Origin of the sequence: Sphaerisporangium album (assembly GCF_003323745.1) — a bacterium.
GTDB lineage: Bacteria > Actinomycetota > Actinomycetes > Streptosporangiales > Streptosporangiaceae > Sphaerisporangium > Sphaerisporangium album.
In genome coordinates this window covers 167,944-192,823 of sequence record NZ_QOIL01000013.1, presented here as the reverse complement: position 1 = coordinate 192,823, position 24,880 = coordinate 167,944, and the positions used below count along the sequence as shown (strand labels likewise).

General features: G+C 71.1%; 19 protein-coding genes. 11 read left to right on the top strand and 8 right to left on the bottom strand.

Annotated features, from left to right (window positions below; translation table 11 throughout):
* The first annotated feature begins 192 nt into the window (after window positions 1-192).
* From DQ384_RS23290 to DQ384_RS23280, 3 genes are all read left to right on the top strand, one after another.
* The gene (locus tag DQ384_RS23290; RefSeq protein WP_220183081.1) at window positions 193-1,794 is read left to right on the top strand and encodes a cupredoxin domain-containing protein; all 1,602 of its coding nucleotides are present in this window, start codon (window positions 193-195) and stop codon (window positions 1,792-1,794) included.
* A 114-nt stretch (window positions 1,795-1,908) separates the two neighbouring features.
* Window positions 1,909-2,625 (top strand): hypothetical protein, encoded by a 717-nt coding sequence (locus tag DQ384_RS23285; protein WP_114030995.1) that lies wholly within the window; start codon window positions 1,909-1,911, stop codon window positions 2,623-2,625.
* Window positions 2,626-3,142: 517 nt separating this feature from the next.
* A complete protein-coding gene (locus tag DQ384_RS23280; protein ID WP_114030994.1) occupies window positions 3,143-4,492 on the top strand; it encodes a DUF1996 domain-containing protein in 1,350 nt (449 codons plus the stop codon).
* Here the strand turns inward: DQ384_RS23280 and DQ384_RS23275 are convergent.
* From DQ384_RS23275 to DQ384_RS23255, 5 genes are all read right to left on the bottom strand, one after another.
* Window positions 4,477-4,899, bottom strand: a complete 423-nt coding sequence (locus DQ384_RS23275; RefSeq protein ID WP_114030993.1) for a hypothetical protein — start codon at window positions 4,897-4,899, stop codon at window positions 4,477-4,479. The genes DQ384_RS23280 and DQ384_RS23275 overlap by 16 nt on opposite strands.
* Before the next feature lie 450 nt (window positions 4,900-5,349).
* Entirely contained in the window at window positions 5,350-7,896 is a 2,547-nt protein-coding gene (locus tag DQ384_RS23270) for a discoidin domain-containing protein (protein ID WP_114030992.1), read from the bottom strand.
* A gap of 738 nt (window positions 7,897-8,634) precedes the next feature.
* Complete coding sequence (locus DQ384_RS23265) at window positions 8,635-9,219, bottom strand: GNAT family N-acetyltransferase (RefSeq protein ID WP_114030991.1); 585 nt, start codon at window positions 9,217-9,219, stop codon at window positions 8,635-8,637.
* Window positions 9,216-10,688 (bottom strand): APC family permease, encoded by a 1,473-nt coding sequence (locus DQ384_RS23260; RefSeq protein ID WP_114030990.1) that lies wholly within the window; start codon window positions 10,686-10,688, stop codon window positions 9,216-9,218. The genes DQ384_RS23265 and DQ384_RS23260 overlap by 4 nt, the downstream gene beginning before the upstream one ends.
* 30 nt (window positions 10,689-10,718) lie before the next feature.
* Window positions 10,719-11,360, bottom strand: a complete 642-nt coding sequence (locus DQ384_RS23255; protein ID WP_114030989.1) for a GOLPH3/VPS74 family protein — start codon at window positions 11,358-11,360, stop codon at window positions 10,719-10,721.
* 337 nt (window positions 11,361-11,697) lie between these two features.
* Between DQ384_RS23255 and DQ384_RS23250 the strand changes: the two genes are divergently transcribed.
* From DQ384_RS23250 to DQ384_RS23230, 4 genes are all read left to right on the top strand, one after another.
* Complete coding sequence (locus tag DQ384_RS23250; RefSeq protein WP_114030988.1) at window positions 11,698-12,498, top strand: SAM-dependent methyltransferase; 801 nt, start codon at window positions 11,698-11,700, stop codon at window positions 12,496-12,498.
* 1,007 nt (window positions 12,499-13,505) lie between these two features.
* The gene (locus tag DQ384_RS23240; protein ID WP_114030987.1) at window positions 13,506-14,990 is read left to right on the top strand and encodes an Ig-like domain-containing protein; all 1,485 of its coding nucleotides are present in this window, start codon (window positions 13,506-13,508) and stop codon (window positions 14,988-14,990) included.
* Window positions 14,991-15,303: 313 nt separating this feature from the next.
* A complete protein-coding gene (locus DQ384_RS23235) occupies window positions 15,304-15,912 on the top strand; it encodes an ArsR/SmtB family transcription factor (RefSeq protein ID WP_114030986.1) in 609 nt (202 codons plus the stop codon).
* Window positions 15,909-17,222, top strand: a complete 1,314-nt coding sequence (locus DQ384_RS23230) for an MFS transporter (RefSeq protein ID WP_114030985.1) — start codon at window positions 15,909-15,911, stop codon at window positions 17,220-17,222. Before DQ384_RS23235 ends, DQ384_RS23230 begins: the two co-directional genes overlap by 4 nt.
* A gap of 199 nt (window positions 17,223-17,421) precedes the next feature.
* Here the strand turns inward: DQ384_RS23230 and DQ384_RS23225 are convergent, their stop codons facing one another.
* Together DQ384_RS23225 and DQ384_RS23220 are read right to left on the bottom strand one after the other, a co-directional pair.
* Window positions 17,422-17,745 (bottom strand): STAS domain-containing protein, encoded by a 324-nt coding sequence (locus DQ384_RS23225; RefSeq protein ID WP_114030984.1) that lies wholly within the window; start codon window positions 17,743-17,745, stop codon window positions 17,422-17,424.
* Window positions 17,732-18,406, bottom strand: coding sequence for a DUF5994 family protein (locus DQ384_RS23220; RefSeq protein ID WP_114030983.1), 675 nt, complete (start codon window positions 18,404-18,406; stop codon window positions 17,732-17,734). Before DQ384_RS23220 ends, DQ384_RS23225 begins: the two co-directional genes overlap by 14 nt.
* Before the next feature lie 154 nt (window positions 18,407-18,560).
* On the opposite strand from DQ384_RS23220, the gene DQ384_RS23215 reads away from it, so the two are divergent.
* Complete coding sequence (locus DQ384_RS23215; protein ID WP_114030982.1) at window positions 18,561-19,574, top strand: tyrosine-type recombinase/integrase; 1,014 nt, start codon at window positions 18,561-18,563, stop codon at window positions 19,572-19,574.
* Window positions 19,575-19,655: 81 nt separating this feature from the next.
* Here the strand turns inward: DQ384_RS23215 and DQ384_RS23210 are convergent, their stop codons facing one another.
* Window positions 19,656-20,216 (bottom strand): GNAT family N-acetyltransferase, encoded by a 561-nt coding sequence (locus DQ384_RS23210; protein ID WP_245966709.1) that lies wholly within the window; start codon window positions 20,214-20,216, stop codon window positions 19,656-19,658.
* 26 nt (window positions 20,217-20,242) lie between these two features.
* Here DQ384_RS23210 and DQ384_RS42285 point away from each other — a divergent pair, with 26 nt between their 5' ends.
* The 3 genes from DQ384_RS42285 (at window position 20,243) to DQ384_RS23195 (ending at window position 24,878) form a co-directional block, all read left to right on the top strand.
* Window positions 20,243-20,566, top strand: a complete 324-nt coding sequence (locus DQ384_RS42285; protein WP_114030981.1) for a helix-turn-helix domain-containing protein — start codon at window positions 20,243-20,245, stop codon at window positions 20,564-20,566.
* A gap of 345 nt (window positions 20,567-20,911) precedes the next feature.
* Entirely contained in the window at window positions 20,912-22,585 is a 1,674-nt protein-coding gene (locus DQ384_RS43690) for a carbohydrate-binding protein (RefSeq protein ID WP_114030980.1), read from the top strand.
* Window positions 22,586-22,901: 316 nt separating this feature from the next.
* Window positions 22,902-24,878: an elongation factor G gene (locus DQ384_RS23195; protein WP_114030979.1), complete on the top strand. Its 1,977-nt coding sequence runs from the start codon at window positions 22,902-22,904 to the stop codon at window positions 24,876-24,878.
* Window positions 24,879-24,880: the final 2 nt, after the last annotated feature.

The following is a 24,880-nucleotide window of genomic DNA, read 5'->3' as shown; positions in this document are numbered from 1 at the left end:
GCGGCCGGTGCCGGGCGGGGTCAGCGTCCCCGCCCGGCGCCCCGGCCCGGTACAGCCCGGCCGGAGCCCGTCGTCCGCCGGCCCACGCGCAGATTGTTAGAGGTGCAACGACACATGCAGGTCCGATCTCTTCCCGCCCTCTTGATCAGTAGGTTACGGCGAGTCTTCAAGGCCCCCGCCACGGCGCGACGTGTGGCCGTGGTGATGGTGGGCCTGACGCTTCCGGCGCTGTGGCTGTGGTCGGCCGAGGCCGCGGCCAAGCCCCAGGCGGCCCAGGCGCAACCCGGTCAGGCGGCGGCGCAGGTGCTCACCTGGACCGCCAACGACAGCATGACCGCGTACAAGTCCACGCCGGCCACCGCGACGGCGGGGCCCGCGACGATCGTCTTCGAGAACAGCGCGGCGACCGGCAACACCACCGGGATGACGCACACCCTGACCTTCGACACCTCCACCGCAGGCTACAACCACGACGTCAGCCTCAACATCATCGCCAGCCCCTTCGACGCCGGCGGAGGCCGGCACGAGGTCCAGGTGAACCTCACTCCCGGCAAGTACCGCTTCTTCTGCGCGATACCCGGCCACCAGATGGTCGGCGAGCTGGTGGTCACCGACGGCGGCGGCACGGACACGACGGCTCCGCAGGTGTCGGCGGCGGTGTCGGGGGACCGGGACGCCAACGGCGCCTACATCGGCTCCGCCACGGTGACGGTGTCGGCGAGCGACACCGAGTCCGGGGTGGACAAGGTGGAGTACTCGCTGGACAACGGCGCGTTCGCGGCGTACTCCGCTCCGGTGTCGGTCAACCAGGCCGGCTCCCACACGGTCCGCTACCGGGCCACCGACAAGGCCGGGAACACCTCCCCCGTGGGATCGGTGGCCTTCACGGTCGTGCCCCCGCAGCAGAGGGACACCACCCCGCCACAGGTGTCGGCGCAGGTGACGGGCGACAAGGACGCCAACGGCGCCTACGTCGGCTCCGCCACCGTGACCATCACGGCGACCGACACCGAGTCCGGGGTCGACAAGGTCGAGTACTCCCTCGACGGGCAGCCGTACGCGGTCTACGCGCGGCCGCTGGTCGTCGGCCAGCCGGGCCCGCACAACGTGAGCTACCGGGCGAGCGACAAGGCCGGGAACACCTCGGCCGTGAGCACGGCCACGTTCACGGTGGCGGCCCCGGACCAGAAGGACACCACCCCGCCGCAGGTGTCGGCGCAGGTGACGGGCGACAAGGACGCCAACGGCAACTACATCGGCTCCGCCACCGTGACGGTGTCGGCGAGCGACACCGAGTCCGGGGTGGACAAGGTGGAGTACTCGCTGGACAACGGCGCGTTCGCGGCGTACTCCGCTCCGGTGTCGGTCAACCAGGCCGGCTCCCACACGGTCCGCTACCGGGCCACCGACAAGGCCGGGAACACCTCCCCCGTGGGATCGGTGGCCTTCACCGTGGTGGCCCCGGACCAGAAGGACACCACCCCGCCGCAGGTGTCGGCGCAGCTCACCGGCAACCAGGACTGGGCCTGGAACTACGTGGGCTCCGCCACGCTGACGATCTCCGCCACCGACGCCGACTCCGGGGTCGACAAGGTGGAGTACTCCCTCGACGGGCAGCCGTACGCGGTCTACACCAAGCCGCTCGCCGTCGACCAGCCGGGAGCGCACAACGTGAGCTACCGGGCGAGCGACAAGGCCGGGAACACCTCGGCCGTGGGCACGGCGAAGTTCATGGTCGTGAAGGCCGCCCCCGACTGCCCGAAACCGGGTAAGGGCCACGGCTGCAAGGACTAGCGGATCGATTCGGCGGGCGGGCGACCTCGGACCATCGGCGGACCGAGGCCGCCCGCCCGTCCGGCTTGTGGACGGCGTGCATGCCCGCGGCGTCCACGCGAGATGATTCCGGTTATGACCGATAAGCGGCTCCTGGCAGCGGTGCGCGACAACGCCGAGTGGTGTGACGCGATGTGCCGGGCGTACAACCTGCCCGGCACGTTCACCGCATCCCTGTGGTCCAACCCTCGCAGGACACCGCCCCTGTACCCGGACGCGGTGACCCTCACCCCGCAGGCGACCCGCGGTGAGGTGCTGGCGGCCATCGACCTGCGGTCCCCGGGGGCCACGGTCAAGGACAGCTTCGCCCGCCTGGACCTGCGCGACGCCGGCTTCGGCGTCCTGTTCGAGGCGCAGTGGATCGCGCGGCCGCCCGGCCCCGGCACTCCTCTGGACGACCTGCGCACCGCCACCGGAGACCGCGTCACCTGGAGCGAGGTCACCACCGCCTCCGAGCTGCGCGACTGGGAGACGGGCCTGCACGGCGGCCACGACGGCGGGTGGTTCCGCCCCGCGCTGCTCACCGATCCGGCCGTCACCCTGGTGGCGGGCCGCGTCGACGGTGACCTGGTCTGCGGCTCGGTGCTGACCACCGGCGGCGAGGTGGTCGGCCTGTCGAACGTCTTCGCCTACGGCTGCGACCCCGACGCGCCCTGGGAGGGCAGCGTCGCCCTGGCCGCCCACCTCTTCCCGGGCCGCCCCATCACGGGGTACGAACACGGCGACGACCTGGCTCCCCCGGCTCGGCAGGGCTTCGTCCCGATCGGCCCCCTCCAGGTCTGGACGACCTGACACAACCGTGTGACGGGTTCGGCCCGGCCGGGCCGGTCGTGCCGGCGAACGGAAGCGGCGGGCACACCGTCCGTCCAGGTGGAGATGGGCCTCCCGCACGCTCGTGGTCGGATCGATGACGTGGGCGTACCGGTGGTGAGGGGCGCGCGGGCACGCCCGGCCGCGTTGGCGGGAAGGGAGAGGGAGAGCGCTCTCCCATCTGAGCCTGCCCGGAAGAGGCATGCCGCGTCAAGGGCCAGATCCATACAAATCGGAAACTCGCTGCTCATCGGCGAGGACACACGACGCGAGCGATGAGCGCTCGTCCGGGACGGGCCGAGCAGGGGGAACCGCCGGCCCCGCCACCCCGCCGTGAGGGCCGGCCGAGCCGCATGCGCTCGTATCGGGTACGTGAACTGCACGTTTCAAGCCGAAGTCATGACCACTTGACAAGGCTCGGCCGGAACGCCCAAGCTCATTGGAGAGCGCTCTCCTTACGTTGCCGTCCGCGGCGATACCCCCCACCACAGGAGAGATCATGCAACCCTCCCGAAGTCCGTCCATGGTGCGCCTGGGACTGATCGCGTCCACGCTGGTCGCGATGGTCGTGGCCAGCCTGGCCCTCATCACCCCCGTCAGCGCGGTGGACTCCCTGCTCTCGCAGGGCAGGGCCGCCAGCGCCTCCTCCGTCGAGGGAGGAGGCTACGGCGCCGGCGCCGCCGTCGACGGCGACCCCGGCACCCGCTGGTCCAGCGCCGCCGCCGACCCGCAGTGGCTCCAGGTCGACCTCGGCGGCACGGCGACGATCTCCCAGGTCGTCCTCTCCTGGGAGGGCGCGTACGGCAAGGCGTTCAAGATCCAGACGTCGCCGGACGGCACCGGCTGGACCGACGTGTACTCGACCACGACCGGCGCCGGAGGCACCCAGACCCTCAACGTCACCGGGAGCGGCCGCTACGTCCGCATGTACGGCACCGCCCGCGGCACCGGCTACGGCTACTCGCTGTGGGAGTTCAAGGTGTACGGCACCGGCGGCTCCGGCACCACCCCGCGGCCCAAGCCGACCTTCACCGACGAGGTGACGCACCACGAGTTCCAGGCGAACTGCTCGTGGACGGCGAACAAGCCGGACGACCCGATCGTCTTCCCCGGCATGCCGGGCGCCTCGCACATGCACACCTTCGTCGGCAACAGGACGACCAACGCGAACAGCACCCTGTCCTCCCTTCTCGCCGGCGGCACCTCGTGCACCAACCCGCACGACAAGTCGGCCTACTGGTTCCCGAGCTTCTACAAGGGCAGCCAGCTGATCCAGCCGGTCGGCGACCAGGTCATCTACTACAAGTCCGGCATCCTCGAGTACTGGCGCGTCGAGCCCTTCCCGCAGGGCCTGCGCTACGTCGCCGGCAGCCCGACCGCGACGATGGACCAGTTCCGCACCTCTCCGGGCGCCGTCGAGGGCTTCGAGTGCGGGAACATCTCCAAGGTCTGGGACATCCCGGCCTCGTGCCCGGCGGGCAGCCAGGTGAACGTCCGCTACCAGGCCCCGAGCTGCTGGGACGGCGTCCACCTCGACAGCGCCGACCACAAGAGCCACATGGCCTACCCCGTCGGCGGCTACTGCCCGTCCACCCACCCCGTGGCCGTGCCGATGCTGGAGTTCAAGATCGCCTTCCCCGCGGACGGTGACCTGTCGCAGGCGCGGCTGGCCAGCGGACGCGGCTACACCTGGCACTACGACTTCTTCAACGCCTGGGACGACCCCGCCATCCTCAACGCGCTGGTGACCCACTGCATCAACGGTGGCCTCCAGTGCAACCCCCGCGGCTACGACCTGTACAAACCGCACCGCGGAGCCGCCCTGACCCCGGACTACCAGCTTCCCTGACGGCGCGAACCCCTACGGGGACCGCGGAGACCCCTGCCGGGATCTCCGCGGTCCCCCTGCCGCAGGCCGGCGCTACGGCCGGTCCCCCAGCCCCTCCTGACCCAGCCCATCCGCTCGTAGGACTGGGTCAGGAGGGGCTGCGGACGCTGGTCCCTGACCTCGATCTGGAGCAGCTCGGCGGTCTTCCCGTCGATGATCATCCGGTACTCGACGTCGCCCCGGGTGGACTCGTCACCGGGCGCGGTCGTGCTCAGGGCGACCCCCGTGCGCCCCAGCGCATCGGTGACCTGGCCCTTCGAAGTGAACTCAGGCTGCTCGGCGAGCACGCGGAACAGCGCGGCGCGGGTCGCCGGGGTGATCGGCGCGGTGAGCAGGTCCGCGCCCGTCTGCCACCTGTAGGCGTTCACCGGTCCCCTCTCCCCGCCGGACGCGGCCGGCCGCGCCGCCTCCAGGCTCCGCAGCCGCCGCTCCAGCGCCTCCTTGAGGCGCCGCCAGGCGACCAGGAACGTGTCACTGGACCGTCCTCCGCCACGCCACGCTCGGCGCGCAGCAGGGCGTACCCCAGCACGCTCCGATAGTGCCGGTCGTAGAGGTCGGTGAAGCGTTCTTGGGGATCGTTCACACCCAGTAGTCCCGTTCAGCGCCCTTCGATTACCGCTCCCCCGGAAAAGAATCGGATTCCTGCTGAGAGCACGCCGGCACGTCACCCTACGTGCGCGTCGACCGCGGCGGCTCACGGCCGGGGAAGAATTGGCGGCGGGGTCGCGGGCACGGGCGTCTCATGACACGACCGCGCCCCAGGCCGGGTCGGCCTGGGGCGCGGGTGTCTCACCGGGGAGACGGGTCTGCCACCGGGGTCACGGGTAGGAGGTCACCGTCGAGGGGATCGTGTCGGTGCCGAACGCCGGGGCGCCGGTGTCGTTGACGACGTGGTTGTAGCGGCCCTTTCCGCCGAGGGACACCACGAGCAGGCTGTGGAACTTCACGCCCGCCTTCACCGGGACCTCGAAGCCGTGGTCCACCTCGATGGTGGGGTCACTGGTGAAGACGCAGTAGCTGCCCAGGCCCCAGCCCTCGTGGACGTTGACCGCGTTGTCCACCTTGTACGCCGCCCAGCCCTTGATGGCGCCGTTCATGTACGCGGCCTGGTTCGGCGGGTCGTAGGGGAGCTCGTTCTGGAAGAAGATGGTGCGGCCGCGCTCGCCGAACCACTCGACGTTGTACTTCTTGAAGTGCTCGACGAACAGGCCCGTGGCCAGCACGTCGTCGCCGTAGACCCGCATGCCGTAGTCGGCGGTGTTGACGTCCCAGCCCACGCCGCTGCCGTGGTCGGCGCGCCAGATCCAGGTGTGGTCGACGATCACGTCGTCGCTGTAGATGGCCACGCTCGTCGTCGCCTTCCCGGCGAACTGGCCGCCGATGCGGACGAACACGTCCTGCACCGTCGCCGGGTTGACGGAGTGGTCCGTGTGCACGCCCTGCCGCCCGATCTCCAGCAGCGTCGGCGAGTTGACCGTTCCGGCGTCGATGAGGAAGCCGGCCAGCTTCACCCCGTCGACGTCGGCGACCTTCATCGCCGTGACGCCGTTGTCGGGGATCAGCGTCGCCAGCCCGAGACCCATGACGATGGTGTCCGCCCTGGTCACGTTGAGCGTCTGGTCCAGGTGGTAGATGCCCGGGGTGAACAGCAGGTGCAGTCCCTGGGCGAGCGCCTGGTTGAGGGTCGCGGCGGTGACGCCCGGCTTGGCGACGTAGAACTGCTCGAGCCCGATGGAGGTGCCCGGCGTGGCGCCGCCCGCCCAGGTGGTGCCACGCGCGTTGACGCGCTTGCTCGGGACGAACACCTTGTAGGCGTTGCCCTCCAGGTACAGGTACGGCTTCTCGCGGCTGATCGGGGTGTTGTTCAGCGTCGTGTACCGCGGCTCGGGGAAGCTGTTGGCCGGGGCGCCCTCGACGCCGGAGAAGACCATGTTCCAGACGCCGTTGGTCCAGCCGCCGATGGTGCTGTCGCGGGTGTACCACTGCTGCTGGGAGTACGGCCCGACCGTGCCGTCGATCTTGCTGTCCGCGATGTAGCCGCCGCTGGCCCAGCCGTACCCGGACGGCGCCAGGTTCAGCCCGCCCTTGATGTGCATGCGGCGGAACGGCGCGGCCTGGGCGACCGCCCAGCGGTTGGTGCCGTCGTAGGGGGCGACGGACAGGTTCTCGGTCGAGCGCCAGAAGTTCTGGGTGGCGTTGCCGTTGAACCAGCCCGCGTCGACGCTGACGCCCTTCACCGTGACGTCGTCGGGGTTGCGGCCGAGGCCGTACACCGAGGTGTAGAAGCCGACGTTGACGTTGACGTCGTAGCTGCCCGGCTTGAACATCAGCGCGTAGCGTCCGTTGCCGAACTGCGCCGCCTCCTGCTCGGTGAAGATCTGGTTGATCTGGCCCTGGATCGTGGCGGCCGTCATCGACGGGTCGAAGACCTTCACGTTCGGGCCGAGGTCACCTCCGCCCGGCAGCTGCGGCCCGCCGCCCCCGGTCTTGGTGTGGACGGCGACCTCCCACAGCGAGTAGCCGTAGCCGGTCCCGCGAGCCGTGCCGTAGACGCGGACGTAGCGGCCCGAGCCCGTCACGTCGTAGGTCGCGACCCCGCCGGTGGCGCCGGTGACCTTCTTCAGGTCGGTCCAGGTGGTGCCGTCGGCCGAGGCCTGGAGCGCGAAGTCCTTGCCGTAGGCGGCCTCCCAGTTCAGGTCGATCTTGCAGATGTCCTGGACCGAGCTGAGGTCCACCCGCACCCACTGGGGGTCGCTGGACAGGCTGGACCAGCGCGTTCCGGTGTTGCCGTCGAAGGCGTACTTCGCGGCGTTGCCGGCGCCCTGCTCCGACGACGCGGTCGCGGGCTTGTTGAGCGCGGCGTTGCCGGTGTCGCAGGACGGGGCCGTGCCGGTGTCGCCGTACACCTGGAACTCCCACAGGGAGTATCCGTAGCCGGTGGCGCGGGTGCTGCCGAGCATCCGGACGTAACGGCCGTTGCCGGTCACCGTCCAGGTGTCGACGCCGCCGTCGCCGCCGGTGACCGTCTTCAGGTCGGTCCAGGTGGCGCCGTCCAGCGAGGACTGGACCTTGTACCCGGTGGCGTAGGCGGCCTCCCAGTTCAGCACGACCTTGCTGAGGGGGGACGCGGCGCCCAGGTCCACCTGGAGCCACTGCGGGTCACTGGCCGCGCTGGACCAGCGGGTGCCGGTGTTGCCGTCCACCGCGTAGGCCGCCGGGGTGCCGGCGTTCTCCGTGGACGAGGCCGTCACGGTCTTGCCTTGGGAGAGCAGCGTCTCGGCGGCATGCGCCGGGGTGAGCACCGCCGGCACGGCCAGCAGGCCACCCAGGAGCGCCAGGGCGGTCCCGATGGGTCTGAGTTTCATGTCATTTCCGTCCACAGCTCGCGGGGAAGGGGGGGTGGAAGGCAGGGGGCGAGCCGCCTGCCTGCGGATGCGCCACCGGTGCGCGGGTCGCCTCCGAGGAGAAGACGGCGGCATGTCCCAGGGGCGGGAGACGCCGCAACGCGTACGGGGGTGGCGCGGGATGACCGTCGATGTGGGATGGGTGTGGGAGAGCGCTCTCCGACTTGAGATTGCCCGCGCGGGCCAGCCATGTCAAGGCTCAGGTTTCATGGAGGAGAAACGTGGAGCTAACCGAGCGGAAACCTCCCCCGGCCGGAGACCGTCCTCGGCGAACCGCTGCCACGAGGGATCGCCAGCGTCATCTCACCTGGTCAGGCGGCCATGCGGTGCGCGCGTCACACGCCCGCTCCCCCGAGCTCGGACGGCCGGCGCGAGAATCGCCCACGCCTTCGCCTTGACATCCGCCCGTAAGAAAGGGACTCTCATGGAGAGCGCTCTCCCCTCACGTCGGCCTCGTTCCCGGCGAACGCCGTCTAACGCCGAGCCGGGCCGCGAGCACGGCCTCACCCCGCAGCGGGGGCGGTCACCGTGCGTGCCGGCGGTGCCGATGGTGCGGGCCGTGCCGCTGGTCCCGCGAGATGGCCCCGGCCGTCCGCGAAGCCATCGCGAACGACCACGGACAGCCGCCTTCCGGCCGTACTGCGTTCCCCGACTCCCCACGGCGGGGCGGCGCGCCCTGCGACGCCCCGGGCCGGGCGGTCACGGGGACGGGGCGCGCCACATCGGGTACATGACCGGGCCGCCTGGGAGTTCGAGGAGTTCGGGCATGTCCACGTAGCCGTGGCGCAGGTAGAGGCGGCGGCTCGCCTCGCTGCTGGCCTCCAGGTAGGCGGGCATTCCCTCGGCGTCGAGCCGGCGGTGGTGCTCCTCCAGCAGCAGGCTGCCGAGGCCGCGGCCGGTCCTTCCCAGCTCCAGGGCGATGAACGCCAGGTAGTGGTGCGGCTCGTGCGGGTGGAGCTTCTCCATCTGCCGGCCGAGGATGCCGTAGCGTTCGGCGTGCCGCCCGGCGAAGGAGGCGATCGCCTCCTCCTCGCCGGGGACCTCCGGGAATGGCGCGGTGAACCAGACCGCGACCCCGGCGAGCTCGCCGGACTCGTGGATCCCGTAGACGTGGCCGTGGTCGAGCGCGTGCGCGGCGTGCATCGTGAAGAACCGCCGCTGGATCGCCACCCGCTCCTCCGGCGGCGGGATGAGCCAGCTGCTGATCGCGTCGTGGCCGAACGTGCCGGCGATGATCTCGCCGGCCGCGGCGGCGTCCGTCAGGCGGGTGATCTGGGCCGTCACTTGGAGCCTCCGCCGACGGCCTGCGCGCCGAGGCCGATGTTGGCGTACACCTCGGGCCTGGTCGCCTTCAGCACGCGCCCCCACACGAGCCCGAAGACGATCGCGACGATGAAGATGCCCGGCAGGATCCACCGGATCGCCGAGCCGGGCGCGACCCCGAGGACCGTGTCGAAGTTGATCAGCGTCATCCCGATGATCACGCAGAGCGCCAGGATCGCCAGCGCCGGGGCGACGCGCGTGCGCCACGCCGTCTCCCCCGAGGGGTTGCGGGAGAAGTACACGATCACCGCGATCGAGGTGATCGTGAGCAGGGTCAGCAGCCCGAGGCCGCCGAAGGCGCCGAAGGTGAAGAACAGCTTGGTCACCGGGTCGAGGCCGGAGACCGCGTAGACGGTGATCACGATGAGCCCGAGCGTCGTCTGGAGCACCGAGCCCGCCACCGGGGCGGCGGTGCGCGCCGAGGTGCGCCCGAAGACCGAGGGGAGCACGTTCTCACGGCCCAGGGCGAAGATGTAGCGGGCCGTGGTGTTGTGGAAGGCGATCATGCAGGCGATGCTGCTGGTCACGAACAGCACGGAGCCGATCGTCGAGACGGTGGAGCCCAGGTGGGTGGCCGCCTGGTTGAACACCAGCGTGGGGCCCTGCTGGGCGGCGGCCTTGACGATTCCGTCCGGCCCGGTCGGCACGGTCTGCGCCCAGGCGGAGATCGCGTACAGGACCGCGATGATCGTGATGCCCAGGTAGGTGGCGATGGGCACGGTCCTGTCGCGGTCCTTGGACTCCTCGGCGAAGACCACCGACGACTCGATGCCGGCGAACCCCGCGACGACGGTCGCCAGCGCGGCCCCCACGCCGGGCACGAACAGCGAGCCCGGGGTGAACCCCTCGAAGTCGATGCCGCCCGGGGCTGCGTTGAGCAGGTCACCGATGTCGAAGACCAGCACGACGGCGATCTCGCTGACCAGCAGGACCGAGAGGATCTTGCCGTTGACGTCCACGCGCAGCAGGCCGAGCAGGCCGGTCAGCGCCCACGCCAGCAGCGCGATCACCCACCAGGCGGGCGAGCCGCCGAACCAGTCCAGCAGCAGCGGCTCGGCCGCCGACCCGATGATGCCGTAGAGGCCGAGCTGCAGCGCGTTGTAGGCCAGCAGTGCCACCCACGCCGTCGCCACCCCCTGCGTCCGGCCGAGCCCCTGGGCGGCGTAGGCGTAGAACGCGCCCGCGTTGACGACGTGCCTGGCCATCGTCACGTACCCGACGGCGAAGAGCGCGAAGACCGCGCCCAGCAGCAGGAACGCGAACGGCACACCGAGGACGCCCGTCACCGCGTACGCCGTCGGGACCGAACCCGCGACGACCATCAGCGGCGCCGCCGCGGAGATGACGAAGAACACGACCGAGGGGACACCGAGCCGGTCCTTGGCCAGTGCGGCGGAAACGGCGCTGGACCGTTGCTCTGTGAGGGACATCCGGAACTCCGTGAGATGGGGGGTGGTGGGTCACCGGCGGCTGATGACGGCCTGGCCGACGGCGACCTCGGTCTGGACGATCAGTCTTTGCAGTGGCGCGGGAAGCATGGCGAGCGTGGTGGCCACGAACGCGGGATCGTGCTCCCACAGGACCCGCTGGGCGCCGCCGGTGGCGACGAAGAGCCCGTACAGGACGCAGTCCCTGGTCACGGGCGGTTCGCGCCGCTGGACGGCGAGGTTCAGGCGGGCCTGCGGCCACGCGGCCACGTTCGGGTCCACGGGGACCGGTCGCTGCTGTTTCAGCAGGTTCCGTGTCGCCGGTTTGAGGAGGTTCGCGGCGATCATCCTGGTCGCGACGTCGGCGTACACCGTGCGGGCGAAGAAGAGGAGCCAGGTGAGCACCGGGTGTTGCGGCTCGGCGGCGACCTGGTCGAGCACGTTCTGGGTGACCGGATCGCCGGTGGCGTCCCTGGTGGTCACGTACAGGCGGTCCTGGCCCGACGCGACGTCCATGGTGAGGCGCTCGGCGAGCATCAGCTCACCGAGGACGGCGCCCGCCAGCCCCAGGCTCGCGAGACGCAGATGCAGTCGCGTACGCCCCGTCGCGTTGTCGTGCATGACAAAGAACAGGTCGTCGGCCAGCGACGGGCTCTTAAGATCACCCTCAGCCACGAGCCGTGATGATATAGGCGATTTGTTAAATCTGTCATCGGCGAATGATCGGCTCGCTATAGGAACAACCGGATCCTCGATCCGCAGTGGGCAGATATGTACTGAAGCGTTCCCTTTCCCGGTTTAAACCCATATATCCCGTTTGGGGGTAACGGTGCCTGGAAGTGGGGTGCGCTCTGATCCCAGGCGGCTGACGCGGCCCGGGAAGGGCTCACGCCGATCGGCCCACGCTGACCGTGCGACGTCCCGGCCCGGCCTGAAATGATCAAACCCGACCATATGTCGCCGGCGTCCGCGCGCCGGTGGCGTCCCGATCCCCACGACGAAAAGTGTTGCGATGACAGACGAACGGACCCCCGCCTCCATCGACACCACCACCCCGCATTCGGCGAGGGTGTGGAACTACTGGCTGGGTGGCAAGGACAATTACCAGGCCGACCGCGAGGTCGGCGAGCAGGTCCGCCGGGTGTACCCGGGAATCGTGGACGTCGCCCGCCACTCGCGGGCCTTCCTGGGCCGGGCCGTGCGCCACCTGGCCGGCGAGGCCGGGATCACGCAGTTCCTGGACCTGGGCACCGGGCTGCCCACGGTGGACAACACCCACGAGGTCGCCCAGCGGGTCAACCCGGCCTGCAAGATCGTCTATGTGGACAACGACCCGTTGGTGCTGGTCCACGCCCGCGCGCTGCTGTCCAGCACGCCGGAGGGGGTGTGCGACTACGTCGACGCCGACGTCCGCGATCCCGCGTACATCCTGCGGGAAGCGGCCCGCACTCTGGACTTCACGCGGCCGATCGCGTTGATGATGCTGGGCATCCTCGGCAACGTCTGGGACGACGCCGAGGCGACGGCGATCCGCGACCATCTGGTGGCGGCGCTCCCGCCGGGCAGCCATCTGGCCCTGGAGGACGGCACCAACGCCGTCGACCCCGAGGCCGCCGCCGAGGCGGAGAAGACCCGCGCCGAAGCGGGCGACCCCTACAAGCTGCGCACGCCCCAGCAGATCGCCGCGTACTTCGACGGCCTGCGCCTGCTGGAGCCGGGCGTGGTGTCGGTGTCGCGCTGGCGCCCCGAAGAGACGCTCTGGGGACTGCCCGACGAGGTCACGGCGTTCTGCGGCGTCGCCGTCAAGCCATAGACCCGCCGGGGGTACGCGCCACCCCCGCCGGAGGACCACGCACGCCCGCGGTACGCGGGAACTCGGCCGTCCGTGCTCGGCCGCGCGCGGGGGGGTATCAGGTGGGGGTGGCGCCGCACCCGGTCCGCCGGTCAGTCGCCGACCGGGACCGCCTCGACGCGCTGGACTAGTCCGGCCATCAGCGAGGTGAGCCTTGGCCACAACTCGCGAGGCAGGCCGTGGCCCGTGCCCTCGATGACCCCCGGCTCGGCGCCGCGCGACCACAAGGAAAAACGTCAGAATTCGCAAAAATGGACAATTTTCCAATGAGGCCATATAGAAAAAACGGCAGATAGGGGTGGAAATCCCCTGAGAAATGTGCGCCGTCGTCGCCCCCGGCGCGGGCGCGAAGCCGTCACCGACGTCTCTGCCGCCGCAGGCGGCCGTGAACGGGCCCGCCCGAGGTCCGGCGACAAGACCGGTGACGCGGCGGGCGCCGAAGCATCCGCGCGGATCTTCGTGGGGAACTCACCGACGCCGGCCTTGGGGATCTCGTCGGTGAACTCGACCACGCGGAGCGTCCCCCTGGATCGGCCCCGCCCACGATGCCCCCACGCGAGACGTCAACGACCTGAACACGGTGCGCGCGCCGAAAGGACACCATCGGCGGCCCGCGTGCAGAAATCGCTGCGCGTCGACGCCGGTCGGCGCTCAGGCCGTCCCGCATCATGGCCGGCAGGCCGGGGGCGGCGTCGCACGGCATGGCCGGCTCGTTGCGGTGGGCGGCCTCGACGAGGACCTCCCGGGTCGGGAGGTTCCGGCAGAGGGTGCCGGAGCCCACCCCGGCCTCCCTGGCGATGCGCTTCAGGTGCGCGTCCCGCCTTTCCGCGGCGAACGCGTGGCACGCCCGGGATGCGACACAGGGAACACGCGCACACCTGACGTGACGAGCCGACTCCGCAGAGTAATGTTCGCGGTGAAGTTGATCTTCGAGGACATCCCTCACGACAGAGTGGGAGCTCAAGTAGATGTCACAACGATCCAGGTCCGCGCTCACCGCACTGGCCCGCGCTTCCCTGGCGCTGCTGGCCGTGCCGGGGACGCAGGTGGCGGCCGGTACCACCGGTGCGCACGCCGCCACCACGGTGCGGCAGACCGTCACGCGAGCCGCCGCCACGCCCTGTGTCCGGCAGGGGCAGACGACCTACCCCGTCAGTTACTACTGGAAGAACGCGTTCGGCATGAGGCTGGGCAGCGGGTCGGTCTCGGTCGACACCTCGCCGTCTTTGTGGGGCGGGCAGATCGCACCGGGCGGCATCTTCACCCTCACCCTGGCGCACCGCACGGCCCAGTGGCCGCTGCTGGTCAGCCGCTACACCACCACCTGGGACCTGTCGTCCCTGCTGGCCTACGCTGATGTCGTCGGCCAGTCGGGGACCGGCACCATCAGCGGCAACAGCCTGTCGATCACCTCGGCGGGCACCAAGACCGACCCGTCCCCGAAGGTCATCACCTTCCGGGTCAGGCAGGGCACCATCGGGGGCGCCATGACCATCCGGCCGACCGGGATCAGCAGCGTCATCGCCGCTCCCGGCCAGCTCGGAAACAACACACCCGCCCCTGCGATCCAGATCGTCGGCGGGCAGTCCATCTCGCCCACCAAGGCCGCCGACGACAGCGCCACCACCACGCAGGGCAGGGCCGTCAGCGTGCCCGTCCTGGCCAACGACACCGGGAGCTCACCGGTGATCAGCAGCGTCACCCAGCCCCGGAACGGCACCGCGACGATCTCCGGCGGCAACGTGACCTACACCCCCGCCGCGGGGTTCGCCGGCACCGACACCTTCACCTACACCGTCACCACCGCCTGCGGAACCAGCACCGCCACGGTGACCGTCGCCGTCACCTGTGCCTACAAACCGGTCAACCTGGTCAACGGCAGCTTCGAGTCCCCGCCGGTGGCCACGGTCGACTACACCATCCCCGACGCCTCCACCAACCCCGGCGTCGGCTGGCACACCACCGCCACCGACCACCGGCTGGAGTTCTGGCGCGGCGGCCAGACCGCAGGCGGGATCGTTGTCCCGGCGGCCGACGGCCAGCAGTTCGCCGAACTCAATGCCAGTCAGGCCTCCACGCTCTACCAAGACCTGCCCACCGTTCCGGGAACCCCGCTGACCTGGTCGCTGTACCACCGAGGCCGCCTGGGCACCGACGTGATGCGCGTGCTCATCGGCGCACCGGGCGCGACCGTGGCTCAAGTCCCGTCCGGGGCCTCTTCCCCGGACATCTCCGACGGCAATACCGCCTGGGGCCACTACACCGGGGTGTACGTCGTACCTCCGGGACAGACCACCACACGCTTCTCCTTCGAATCGGTGTCGGCCGCGGGCGGTAACCCCTCTATCGGCAACTTCCTGGACGGCGTGGTGTTCAGCACGCCGCCCTGCCCGGACACCACCAAGAGCCTGGCGAAGCCGGGCCGAACCGCGGGCGCGCACGCCGCGAACTGACCGACCGCCGAGGGCCGGCCCGAGGCCGGTTCTTGCTCAGCCGCCCGTGCCGTCACCGGTGACGGCACGAAGGCGGGTCACCGTCTCGACCGCGGCCGCCAGAGCCTTCGCGCTCCCCGGCCGTTCCGTTGCGCTCAAGCCCGGCGTCGGCGCCGGTCGGCCGCACCGGCCGCCGTACGGTGGCGGGTGCGGCCGACAAGGAGTACGGCCACCCGGGGGCACGGCCTTTTCGTCACCCAGGGACGAGCGGCTGCCCGGTGTCCGGAGACGTGAGACTTGACTCTCACAATATGTGAGAGGAAACTCTCACATCATGGATTCTGGTAATCGTCTGGGTGATATCGAGATCACTGATCCGCTGGCGATGCGGGCTCTGGCGCATCCGGTGCGGCTGGCGATCCTCGAACGCCTTCAGCGGCACGGGCCGGCGACGGCGACGCAACTCTCGCCCGATGTGGGAGCGACCCCGTCGGTGACGAGCTGGCATCTGCGGCATCTGGCGGGCTTCGGTCTGGTCCGCGATGCCGAGCCCGGCCCGGACCGTCGCCAGCGGCGGTGGGAGGCGGTGGCGCGGGGCTTCCGGTTCGAGGTGCCGGAGGATCCGGACGATGAGGAGGGCAGGGCGGCTGCGCGGGTCCTGTCCCGGGAGATGTTCCTGCGCTCCGCAGACCTGCCGAACCGGTGGGCTGCCGAGGTCGAGCCCACGCTCGATCCTGCGTGGCGGCGGCTTGCGGGTCTGGCCAACACCCGCGTCGTCGTCTCCGCCCATGAACTCGCCGCCATCGAGGACGCGATCGAGCGTGTTCTCGCGCCCTACGTGACGCGTGACCAGGCCGCGCGTCCGGCCGACGGCCGTGGCGTCCGGCTGCTGCGTTACGTCCTGCCGGAGGGTGCCGAGGAGCAGACCGGCGGGTCGTCATGAGCGCCACGGACCAGGCATTACCCGTGTCTCTGTGGCGGGATCAGCGGTTCCGTCGTTTCTGGGCCGGCCAGTCGATCTCGCAGTTCGGCGACCGGATCACCGAACTGGCGCTGCCACTGATCGCGGTGGGGACGCTGCACGCGTCGGCCAATCAGGTGGCGTGGCTGACCGCGCTCATCTGGATCCCGAACCTGCTCGCGATCGTCCTCGGTGCCTGGGTCGACCAGCGCGTCCACAAGCGGCGCCTGATGGTTCTCGCCGACTTGGTGCGGGCGGCAGTGCTGCTGTCTCTCCCGGCCGCCCATCTCTTGGGGGCGGTGACGCTTGGCCAGTTGTACGTCGTGGCCTTGCTGACGGGCGCGGCCGGGGTGCTGTTCAACACCGCCTATCCGCCGTTCTTCGCCCACCTGGTGCCTCGGTCGTCCTACGTCGACGCGAACAGCAAGCTCAGTGCCAGCCGTTCCGCGTCGTATGTCGCCGGACCGGCGATCGGTGGTGCTCTGGTCCAGGCGTTGACCGCTCCCGTTGCCGTCGTCCTCGACGCCCTGACGTTCCTGGCGTCTGCGGTTCTGGTCGGTCGGGTTTGGATCGACGAACCGCCGGCCGCCCATGACCAAGCGGCGCCCCCGCTGCTGCGGCGTGCCAGGGAGGGACTGGTGTTCGTCGTGCGTCACCCGGTGCTGCAGGCGAGCCTCGGGTGCGCGGCGACCGTCAACTTCTTCACCTTTGTCGCGGGCAGTGGACTGATCGTGCTGTTCGCCAGCCGGAACCTCGGACTGACCGCGGGGGTCATCGGCATGGCGTTCGGGATCGGCGCCATCGGCTCGCTTCTTGGCGCGGTGATCGCCCCGAAGGTCTCGCGAAGGCTCGGCGTGGGCCGCAGCATCGTCGTGGGCGCTGTGTTGTTCCCGGCACCGATCGCCATCGCCGCTGCCGCGGGCGGCCCCCTCTGGGCTCGCGCCGGAGCCTTGGCCCTGGCCGAGTTCCTCTCCGGCGTCGGCGTCATGCTGTTCGACGTCAACCTCAACTCCCTTCAGGCGGACGTGATCCCCGATGGCATGCGCAGTCGAGTGGCCGGCGCGTACAGCACGATCAATTACGGCTTACGCCCCGTGGGCGCCGTCCTCGGCGGCCTCCTCGCCACCCTCATCGGCCTCCGGGTGACCCTCCTCATCGCTGCCGTCGGCGGAGCGCTGTCGCTGCTCTGGCTGCTGCCCTCGCCGATACCACGCATCCACTCCCTGACAGCCGACAATCCGGTAGCTCCAGACAGCGGCACGGACGCGAACGCGCGACCATTGCCTTGCTGACCCGCCGCGGAACCACCCGGGTCACGAGGGGACACTTCCCGAACCCAACGGCCGGCACATACATGCCGGGCCGCGGTCCCCAGCGCGGATAGTGCTTGGGCGCGGGGCGCCTGCGGTGTCCGGGAACGGTGATCGCCCGTCGTAGCCGTGAACGTGGTCCTGGATGTGGTCCTCGCCCGTGATCTGCTCGCGCACCCGGTCACACCGCCATCCGCAGGCTGCGGTCCAGGCCGGTGACGCGCAGCAGCCTGGACATGTACGGGGGCGGCGAGGCCAGGGCGAGGGTGATGCCCATCGACTTGGCGCGGTGCTGGATGCCGACCAGGACGGCCAGGCCGGAGGCGTCGATGAACGACACGCCGGACAACTCGAGGATGAGCAGGCTCGTGCTCGAGCGCAGGGCGCCCAGCAGACGCTCGCGCAGCGCCTGACTGGTGAAGATGTCGATCGTGCCGGTCAGATACAGGCTGGTCGGGCCGGACGGGCCCGCCCTGCCGTGCGGGTAGGCGTCAAGCACGGTCATAGAAGGCTCCGATCGGAGAAACGGTGAGAGCGGGGTGACGGCCGGTGGCCGGTCGGCGGTGCCGGCGCGGCTCGAGCAGGCCGGTGGACAGCGCGTGCGCACAGGTGGTGGCAGGCTGCGCGGTGGTGTGCCCGCCCTCGTTCTCCCAGGTGTCCGCTTCGTCCGCATCGAGCGCGCCGATGCCGGCCGCGGCGGATCGGTGAGCGGCGGTGATGATGTCGGCCGGGCGCAGGCGGACACCTCGGGCGGCGAGCGTGAGCGCGGCCGTGGCCGTGCCGTCCGCGGTGCCGGGCGGGACGACCAGCAGGATCAGGGGCTCGCTCCCCATGAGGATCAGGGTGATCAGGCGGGGATCGGTGTAGCGGAACCAGCCGACCCGGACCTGCCGCCCGCGGGCGGGGATACGGTGCGGGATATCGTCCCAGGCGTCCACGTGCAGGCCCACGCGTAGCGTGATCCGGTCCAGCCGCTGGTCGACGGCGGCGATGAGATCGGGCAGCTCGGCGGCGGCGTTACGGGAGCGAGGCCACCACGCCCCGTCCACGGTGCCCCGCCGGCCGAGGACGGGATCCAGCCTGAGCCGGACCGCGGAGTCGATCGCGGGGGGCGCGCCGGCGACGGCGCTCAGCGGTGTCAGATGGGAGAGAACGGTCGGCGTCATGATCGCCTGGCCTGTCCAGGCCCCTCGAAGGGCCGATAGCGGTCTATCGCCGCGGGTGACGCCGACCTGAGTGCCAACGCACGAAGTATCCTCGGTGCGTTCCAGGCTACACCCGTTTCCGGAATCACGCGTTTCCGGAAGTAAAGTGGCCGCTATGACTTCCGGAAACGCGCGGAGCGAGGCATCGCGGGCCGATGCGACCGCTTCCGGAGCCACGCCACCGGTCCGGCGCGGCCGCCGGCCGACCCCGCTCCCGGAGCCCTACGCCGCGGTGCTGGCCGACTACAGCCGCAGGCTACGCCGCTCCCCGCTGGCCGACTCCAGCAAGACCAAGTACATCTCCCGCGTACGCGGCTACCTCGCCTGGATGAGCGAGGCCGCCGCCTACGGCCTCCTGGAGGGCGACCCGCTCGCCGACCCGGCCGCGGCCACAGCGGCGGTGCGCGACTACCGCCGTCACCTGAAGAACGGCCGCCGTGCCGCCACCACCATCGACAACGTGCTCGCCGCCGCCGACGACTTCCACGCACGCCGGGGCCTGGCCGCCGTCCAGGCCGGCCGTGAGCGCGCGCGGCGGCGCACCGCGCCCAAAGCCCTGGACGAGGATGAGATCCGCCGCTACCTGCGCCGAGTGGAAGCCGCCGCCTCCCCCCGCGACACCGTCATCGCCCTGCTGCCCTATCTGGCGGGCCTGCGCATCGGCGAGGTCGTCGCCCTCGACGTCGCCGACGTGCGCGTCTCCGCCCACGAGGGCGACCTGCGCGTGCGCGGCAACGGCCGCGACGGCGAGAAGACCCGCACCGTCGCCCTGCACCCCGACCTGCGCCACGCCGTGCGGACCTGGCTGAGCGAGCGCCTCACCTGGCCCGGCGCCGACACCGGCGCACTGCTGCTGAACGCGCGCGGCGGCCGACTCACCGACCGCGCCGCCCGCCACATCATCACCCGTCTCGGCCGCGACGCCGGTCTCGGCGAGGAGCCCGGCCGGCCGTTCGCCCCGCACATCCTGCGCCACACCTTCGGCGCCCAACTGGTACGAGCCGGCACGGACCTGGTCCTGGTCGCCGAACTCATGGGCCACAAGCGCCTGGACACGACCCGCCAGTACATCCCGCCGGCCCCCGCCGACCGCGCCGCCGCCCTCGGCGCGCTCACCACCGGTCACTGACCACCGCTCCCGGCGCACCAGGCAGCGGCGTCCCCGGTCAGGCGAACCGCGAGCCCGGCGTCCGCCTTTCACGGGCGTGCCTCACAGGGGCGGGCGGCGGTCGTTGAGGATGCGCTGGAACAGCAGGCAGTCGCGCCAGGCGCCGTCGATGTGCAGGTAGGTCGGCGCCATGCCGATCGGGGTGAACCCGGCCTTGCCGAGGACCCGCTGGGACGCGAGGTTCCCGACCAGCGTGCTGGCCTGGATCCGGTGCAGCCCGAGATGCTCCCCGGCCAGCTCGCACACCAGCTCCACGGCCTTGGTGGCCAGGCCGCGGCCGTTGTGCTCGGCGTCGACCCAGTAGCCGAGGTCGGTGCTGCGGAACGGGCCCATCACGATGTTGGCCAGGGTCATGGTGCCGACGATCCGGCCGGCTCCCGCCAGGACCAGGGCGAGCACCCGGCCTTCCCGCTGTTCCCGCAGCCGGTCGCCCACCCGGGCGGCCTGCCCGGCGGGGGTGAAGAAGTCCTCGGGGCGCTCTGGCTCCCAGGGACGCAGGTGGTCGCGGTTGCGCACGTACGCCCGCGCCAGGGGCTCGGCGTCGGCCTGCGTGAGGGGACGCATCTGGATCTCGCCGGTCACGCTCACGGCGGGCACGATCATCCGGACATACTAGACAACCGGCGGCTGTGACCGGCAATGACGGTCGTAGGTCCCCCCTCATCAGCACGCCGTCGAAGGCGCCCGAGACGGCCACGGCCTGGCCGTTCTGGACGCCGAGCGCGACGGTCTCGACGGCCGCGGTGTGCCCGGTCGGCGGGCGGTCGACCAGCGGCTTGACGGTCAGGTCGCACACCCGCACCGTGCTGTCGTCCCCGCCCGAGACCGCGACCGTCCTGCCGTTCAGGGTGCCGATCGCCACGCGGGCGCACGTGTCCAGCGTCCTCGCCAAGCTCGGCCTGGGCAACCGCACGCAGATCGCGCCGCTGGCGCACGACGCCGGCCTGGCCTGACCGAACCGGCCTGCGGGCAGGCGGCCGGGGACCCTTGCGGGGGTCGAGGGGGCGGGCTACAATCCGGAACTATTAGGAAAGTTTCCTAATGAAAAGGGAGGTACAGGGACGTCACCTGCCCTTCGCCTCGGTTCCGCCCCCCAGTTACGCCCTCAGCGAGGCCGCTCCTCGATCACCCCGCGCAGAGGATGACCTCGCCCGCCGGCCGAAGCGACGCCGACGCCATCTCTCGGCGCAGCCCGGCCGACGGCCGCGCACCCCGGCCCGCAGCCGTTCCGCCCCCCGGCACGGTCGCGGGCGAGCCTTAGGCACACTCCACACCCCCCACCCCCCTGGAAGTGTCACGTGAGACTCCGCGTCCTGTTCCTCGCGGTCCTGACCGTCCTGATGACGGGCCTGGGCATCCCCTCGCTCGCCGGCGCCGGCGCCGCGCAGCAGACGAGCGCCGCCTCCAGCACGCTGGCCGCCGCCGCCTGGGCCCCGTACACCGCCTACACCGTGGGCGCCCGCGTCAGCTACAACGGCGTCGAGTACGAATGCCTGCAGAGCCACACCTCGCTGCCCGGCTGGGAGCCCGACCGCGTCCCGGCCCTGTGGAAGGCCGTCACCGGCGGCGGCACCGACACCACGGCGCCCTCGGTGCCCTCGAACCTGCGCGTCACCGCCACCACCTCCAGCAGCGTCTCGCTGGCCTGGAACGCCTCGACCGACAACGTCGGGGTGACCGGCTACGAGGTGTACCGCGGCACGACCCTGGTGACCACGGCCACCGGCACCACCTACACCGACTCGGGCCTGGCCGCCTCCACCAGCTACAGCTACACCGTCCGCGCGCGTGACGCCGCGGGCAACCGCTCGGCCGCCGGCGCCGCGGTCACCGCGACCACGCAGGGCGGCACCGGCGCGCCCGGCCAGCCCGGCACCGTCACCGCCACCCCCTCCGGCAACAGCATCGCGCTGAGCTGGGGCGCCTCCAGCGGCACGGTCACCGGCTACCGCGTCTACGAGGGCGCCACGCAGAAGGTCCAGGTCTCCGGGACCAGCGCGACCGTCTCGGGCCTCGGCACCTGCGAGACCCACACCTACACCGTCAAGGCCTACAACGCCTCGGGCGAGTCGGCCGGCCGTGACGTCACCGCCACCACCACCGGCTGCACCAACCCCGGCCCCGGCAAGATGCCGGGCGCGCCGTACCTGTACATGGGCTGGGGCAACCCGCCCAACCCGGGCACCGTCATGGACGCCACCGGCATCAAGTCCTTCACGATGGCCTTCATCCTCTCCAGCGGCGGCTGCACCCCCGCCTGGGACGGCCAGCGCGCGCTGACCGGCGGCACCGACCAGCAGGCCATCAACACCATCAAGTCCAAGGGCGGCAGCGTCCAGATCTCCTTCGGCGGCTGGAGCGGCAACAAGCTCGGCCCCAACTGCTCGACCCCGCAGGCCTACGCGAACGCGGTGCAGTCAGTGATCAACGCGGTCGGGCCGGCCGTGGTGGACTTCGACATCGAGAACACCGACGAGTTCGAGAACTACACCGTCCAGGACCGCATCCTCAACGGGTTGAAGATCGTCAAGCAGAACAACCCGAACGTCAAGATCGTCCTGACCTTCGGCACCTCCACCACCGGCCCGACGGCGCCGGGCGTGCGGCTGATCAACCAGTCCAAGGCGCTGAACGTGCCGATCGACAACTACACGATCATGCCGTTCGACTTCGGCGGCAGCAACATGTACAACGACACCGTCAACGCCTCCGAGGGCCTGAAGAACGCGCTGAAGAGCGCGTGGGGCTGGACCGACGCCCAGGCGTACGCGCACATGGGCATCTCGGGCATGAACGGCCTGTCCGACCAGTCCGAGGTCACCTCCCCGGCCACCTGGACGCAGATCCGCGACTGGGCCAAGTCCAAGGGCCTGACCCGGTTCGCCTACTGGTCGGTCAACCGCGACCGCGCCAACGGCGCCGGGGTCCCCTCCGGCGAGTGGGAGTTCACCCGCATCACCGCGGGCTTCTGACCGCGCGTGGGGGACGGGCCGGCGCCCGTCCCCCACGGTTCCACCGGTCGATCACGAGCGGGCGGCCAGGCGTACGCGAGCCCGGCCGCCCGCTCTCTCACGTCCTGCGCCGGCGCCGCCGTCCTCACCCGCCACGCCAGGACGGCCCGATGACCATCACTTTGCCGCGCCGGGCCGGAAATCGGGTTGTCCCGGCCGGGCGGGGTCTGTTGTACTCGCGGCGAACAGTCCTCGGAGCCAGGAGACGGAGCCATGCGGCAAGCGTTCATGTCCACCTCGCAGACACCTTTCGCCTACCCAGAGGACATGACGCTCCGTGCCCACGCTCAACCTAGGAATCCTCGCGCATGTAGACGCCGGTAAGACCAGCCTCACCGAGCAGCTGCTGTTCGCCGCCGGTGTCATCGACCGCGCCGGCAGCGTCGACGACGGCGACACCCAGACCGACACCCTCGACCTGGAACGCGCGCGCGGCATCACCATCAAGTCCGCGGTGGTGTCCTTCGCCATCGCCGGCGTCACGGTCAACCTGATCGACACCCCCGGCCACCCCGACTTCATCGCCGAGGTGGAACGGGTGCTGAGCGTGCTCGACGGCGCCGTCCTGGTCGTCTCGGCCGTCGAGGGCGTGCAGGCGCAGACCCGCGTGCTGGCCCGCGCGCTGCGGCGGCTGCGCATCCCGACGCTGATCTTCATCAACAAGATCGACCGTCGCGGCGCGCACCCCGGACGCGTCCTGGACCAGATCCGCGACACGCTGACCCCGGACGTGGTCGCGATGGGGGCGGCCCACGACCTCGGCACCCCCGCCGCCCGCTTCACCACCCGCGGCCCAGGCGACGGCGCGTTCACCACCGCGCTGGCCGACCTGCTCGCCCGCCACGACGACGCACTCCTCGCCTCCTGGCTGAAGGACCCGGCGGCCGTCCCCTACGCGCGGCTGCGCGCCGCGCTCGCCGACCAGACCCGCCGCGCCCTGGCCCACCCGGTGTTCGCCGGGTCGGCCGTCACCGGCGCCGGCGTCGACGCGCTGACCGCCGGCCTCGTCGAACTGCTGCCCGCCGCCGCGGGCGACGCCGCCGCACCGGTGTCCGGCCGCGTCTTCAAGGTCGAACGCGGCCCCGCCGGAGAGAAGATCGCCTACGTGCGCATGTTCTCCGGCACCCTGCGCACCCGCGACCGGCCTCCCCTCGGCGAGCGCGGCACCCCGGCCAAGGTGACCGCCGTCCAGGTCTTCGACCGCGGGACGGCCGTCCGCCGCGCCTCGGTCCACGCCGGGCAGATCGGCAAGGTGTGGGGCCTGACCGGCGTCCGGATCGGCGACCCGATCGGCGCCACACCGACCACACCCCCGCACGAGCGGCATTTCCCCCCGCCCGCGCTGGAGACGGCCGTCGTCCCCCACCACCCCGAGGACAAGGGCGCCCTGCACACCGCACTCACCCAGCTCGCCGAACAGGACCCGCTCATCAACCTGCGCCAGGACGACGTCCGCCAGGAACTGTTCCTCTCCCTGTACGGGGAGGTGCAGAAAGAGGTCATCCAGCAGACCCTCGCCGCCGACTACGGCCTGCGGGCCGACTTCCGCGAGACCACGACCATCTGCGTGGAACGCCCCGCCGGCACCGGCGTCGCCGTCGAGCGCATCGGCGAACCGGCCAACCCGTTCCTCGCCACGGCCGGCCTGCGCGTCGAGCCCGCCGCCCCCGGCTCGGGCGTGCGCGTGGAACTGGACCTGAAGGTCGAATCCATCCCGCTGTACATCTACAAGTCCGTCGAGGAGTTCCACCAGGCCGTCCAGGACACCGTCCGCCAGACGCTGCGCCAGGGCCTGCGCGGCTGGCAGGTCCTCGACTGCGCCGTCACCATGACCGACTGCGGCTACGCCTCCCCCGAGACCACCGCGCGCGACCTGCGCCTGCTCACGCCGCTGGTCCTGATGAGCGCCCTGCGCCGGGCCGGGACGGTGGTGTGCGAGCCGGTCCACCGCTTCCACCTGGAGATCCCCTCAGCCACCACCGCCACGGTCCTGCCCGTCCTCGCCCGCCTGGGCGCGACCACCCAGACCACCGCGACATCCGGCCAGGTCACCACGCTGGAGGGCGACATCCGCGCCGCCCGCGCCCACGACCTGCGCCGGCGGCTGAGCGCGCTCACCCACGGCGAAGGCGTCCTGGAGCTGGCCTTCGGCCACCACGAACCGGTACGCGGCGCGCCCCCCACCCGGCGGCCGACCGGCCCCGACCCGCTCAACCGCGAGCAGTACCTGCTGCACCTGCGGAAGCGGGTGTAGCC

What these genes read in the sequence shown, in the direction of transcription:
- DQ384_RS23285 (WP_114030995.1), top strand. Translation starts at nt 1,909, where the DNA reads ATGACCGATAAGCGGCTCCTGGCAGCGGTGCGCGACAACGCCGAGTGG.
- DQ384_RS23280 (WP_114030994.1), top strand. Translation starts at nt 3,143, where the DNA reads ATGCAACCCTCCCGAAGTCCGTCCATGGTGCGCCTGGGACTGATCGCG.
- DQ384_RS23270 (WP_114030992.1), bottom strand. Translation starts at nt 7,896, where the DNA reads ATGAAACTCAGACCCATCGGGACCGCCCTGGCGCTCCTGGGTGGCCTG.
- DQ384_RS23260 (WP_114030990.1), bottom strand. Translation starts at nt 10,688, where the DNA reads ATGTCCCTCACAGAGCAACGGTCCAGCGCCGTTTCCGCCGCACTGGCC.
- DQ384_RS23250 (WP_114030988.1), top strand. Translation starts at nt 11,698, where the DNA reads ATGACAGACGAACGGACCCCCGCCTCCATCGACACCACCACCCCGCAT.
- DQ384_RS23240 (WP_114030987.1), top strand. Translation starts at nt 13,506, where the DNA reads ATGTCACAACGATCCAGGTCCGCGCTCACCGCACTGGCCCGCGCTTCC.
- DQ384_RS23235 (WP_114030986.1), top strand. Translation starts at nt 15,304, where the DNA reads ATGGATTCTGGTAATCGTCTGGGTGATATCGAGATCACTGATCCGCTG.
- DQ384_RS23230 (WP_114030985.1), top strand. Translation starts at nt 15,909, where the DNA reads ATGAGCGCCACGGACCAGGCATTACCCGTGTCTCTGTGGCGGGATCAG.
- DQ384_RS23225 (WP_114030984.1), bottom strand. Translation starts at nt 17,745, where the DNA reads ATGACCGTGCTTGACGCCTACCCGCACGGCAGGGCGGGCCCGTCCGGC.
- DQ384_RS23220 (WP_114030983.1), bottom strand. Translation starts at nt 18,406, where the DNA reads ATGACGCCGACCGTTCTCTCCCATCTGACACCGCTGAGCGCCGTCGCC.
- DQ384_RS23215 (WP_114030982.1), top strand. Translation starts at nt 18,561, where the DNA reads ATGACTTCCGGAAACGCGCGGAGCGAGGCATCGCGGGCCGATGCGACC.
- DQ384_RS23210 (WP_245966709.1), bottom strand. Translation starts at nt 20,216, where the DNA reads ATGATCGTGCCCGCCGTGAGCGTGACCGGCGAGATCCAGATGCGTCCC.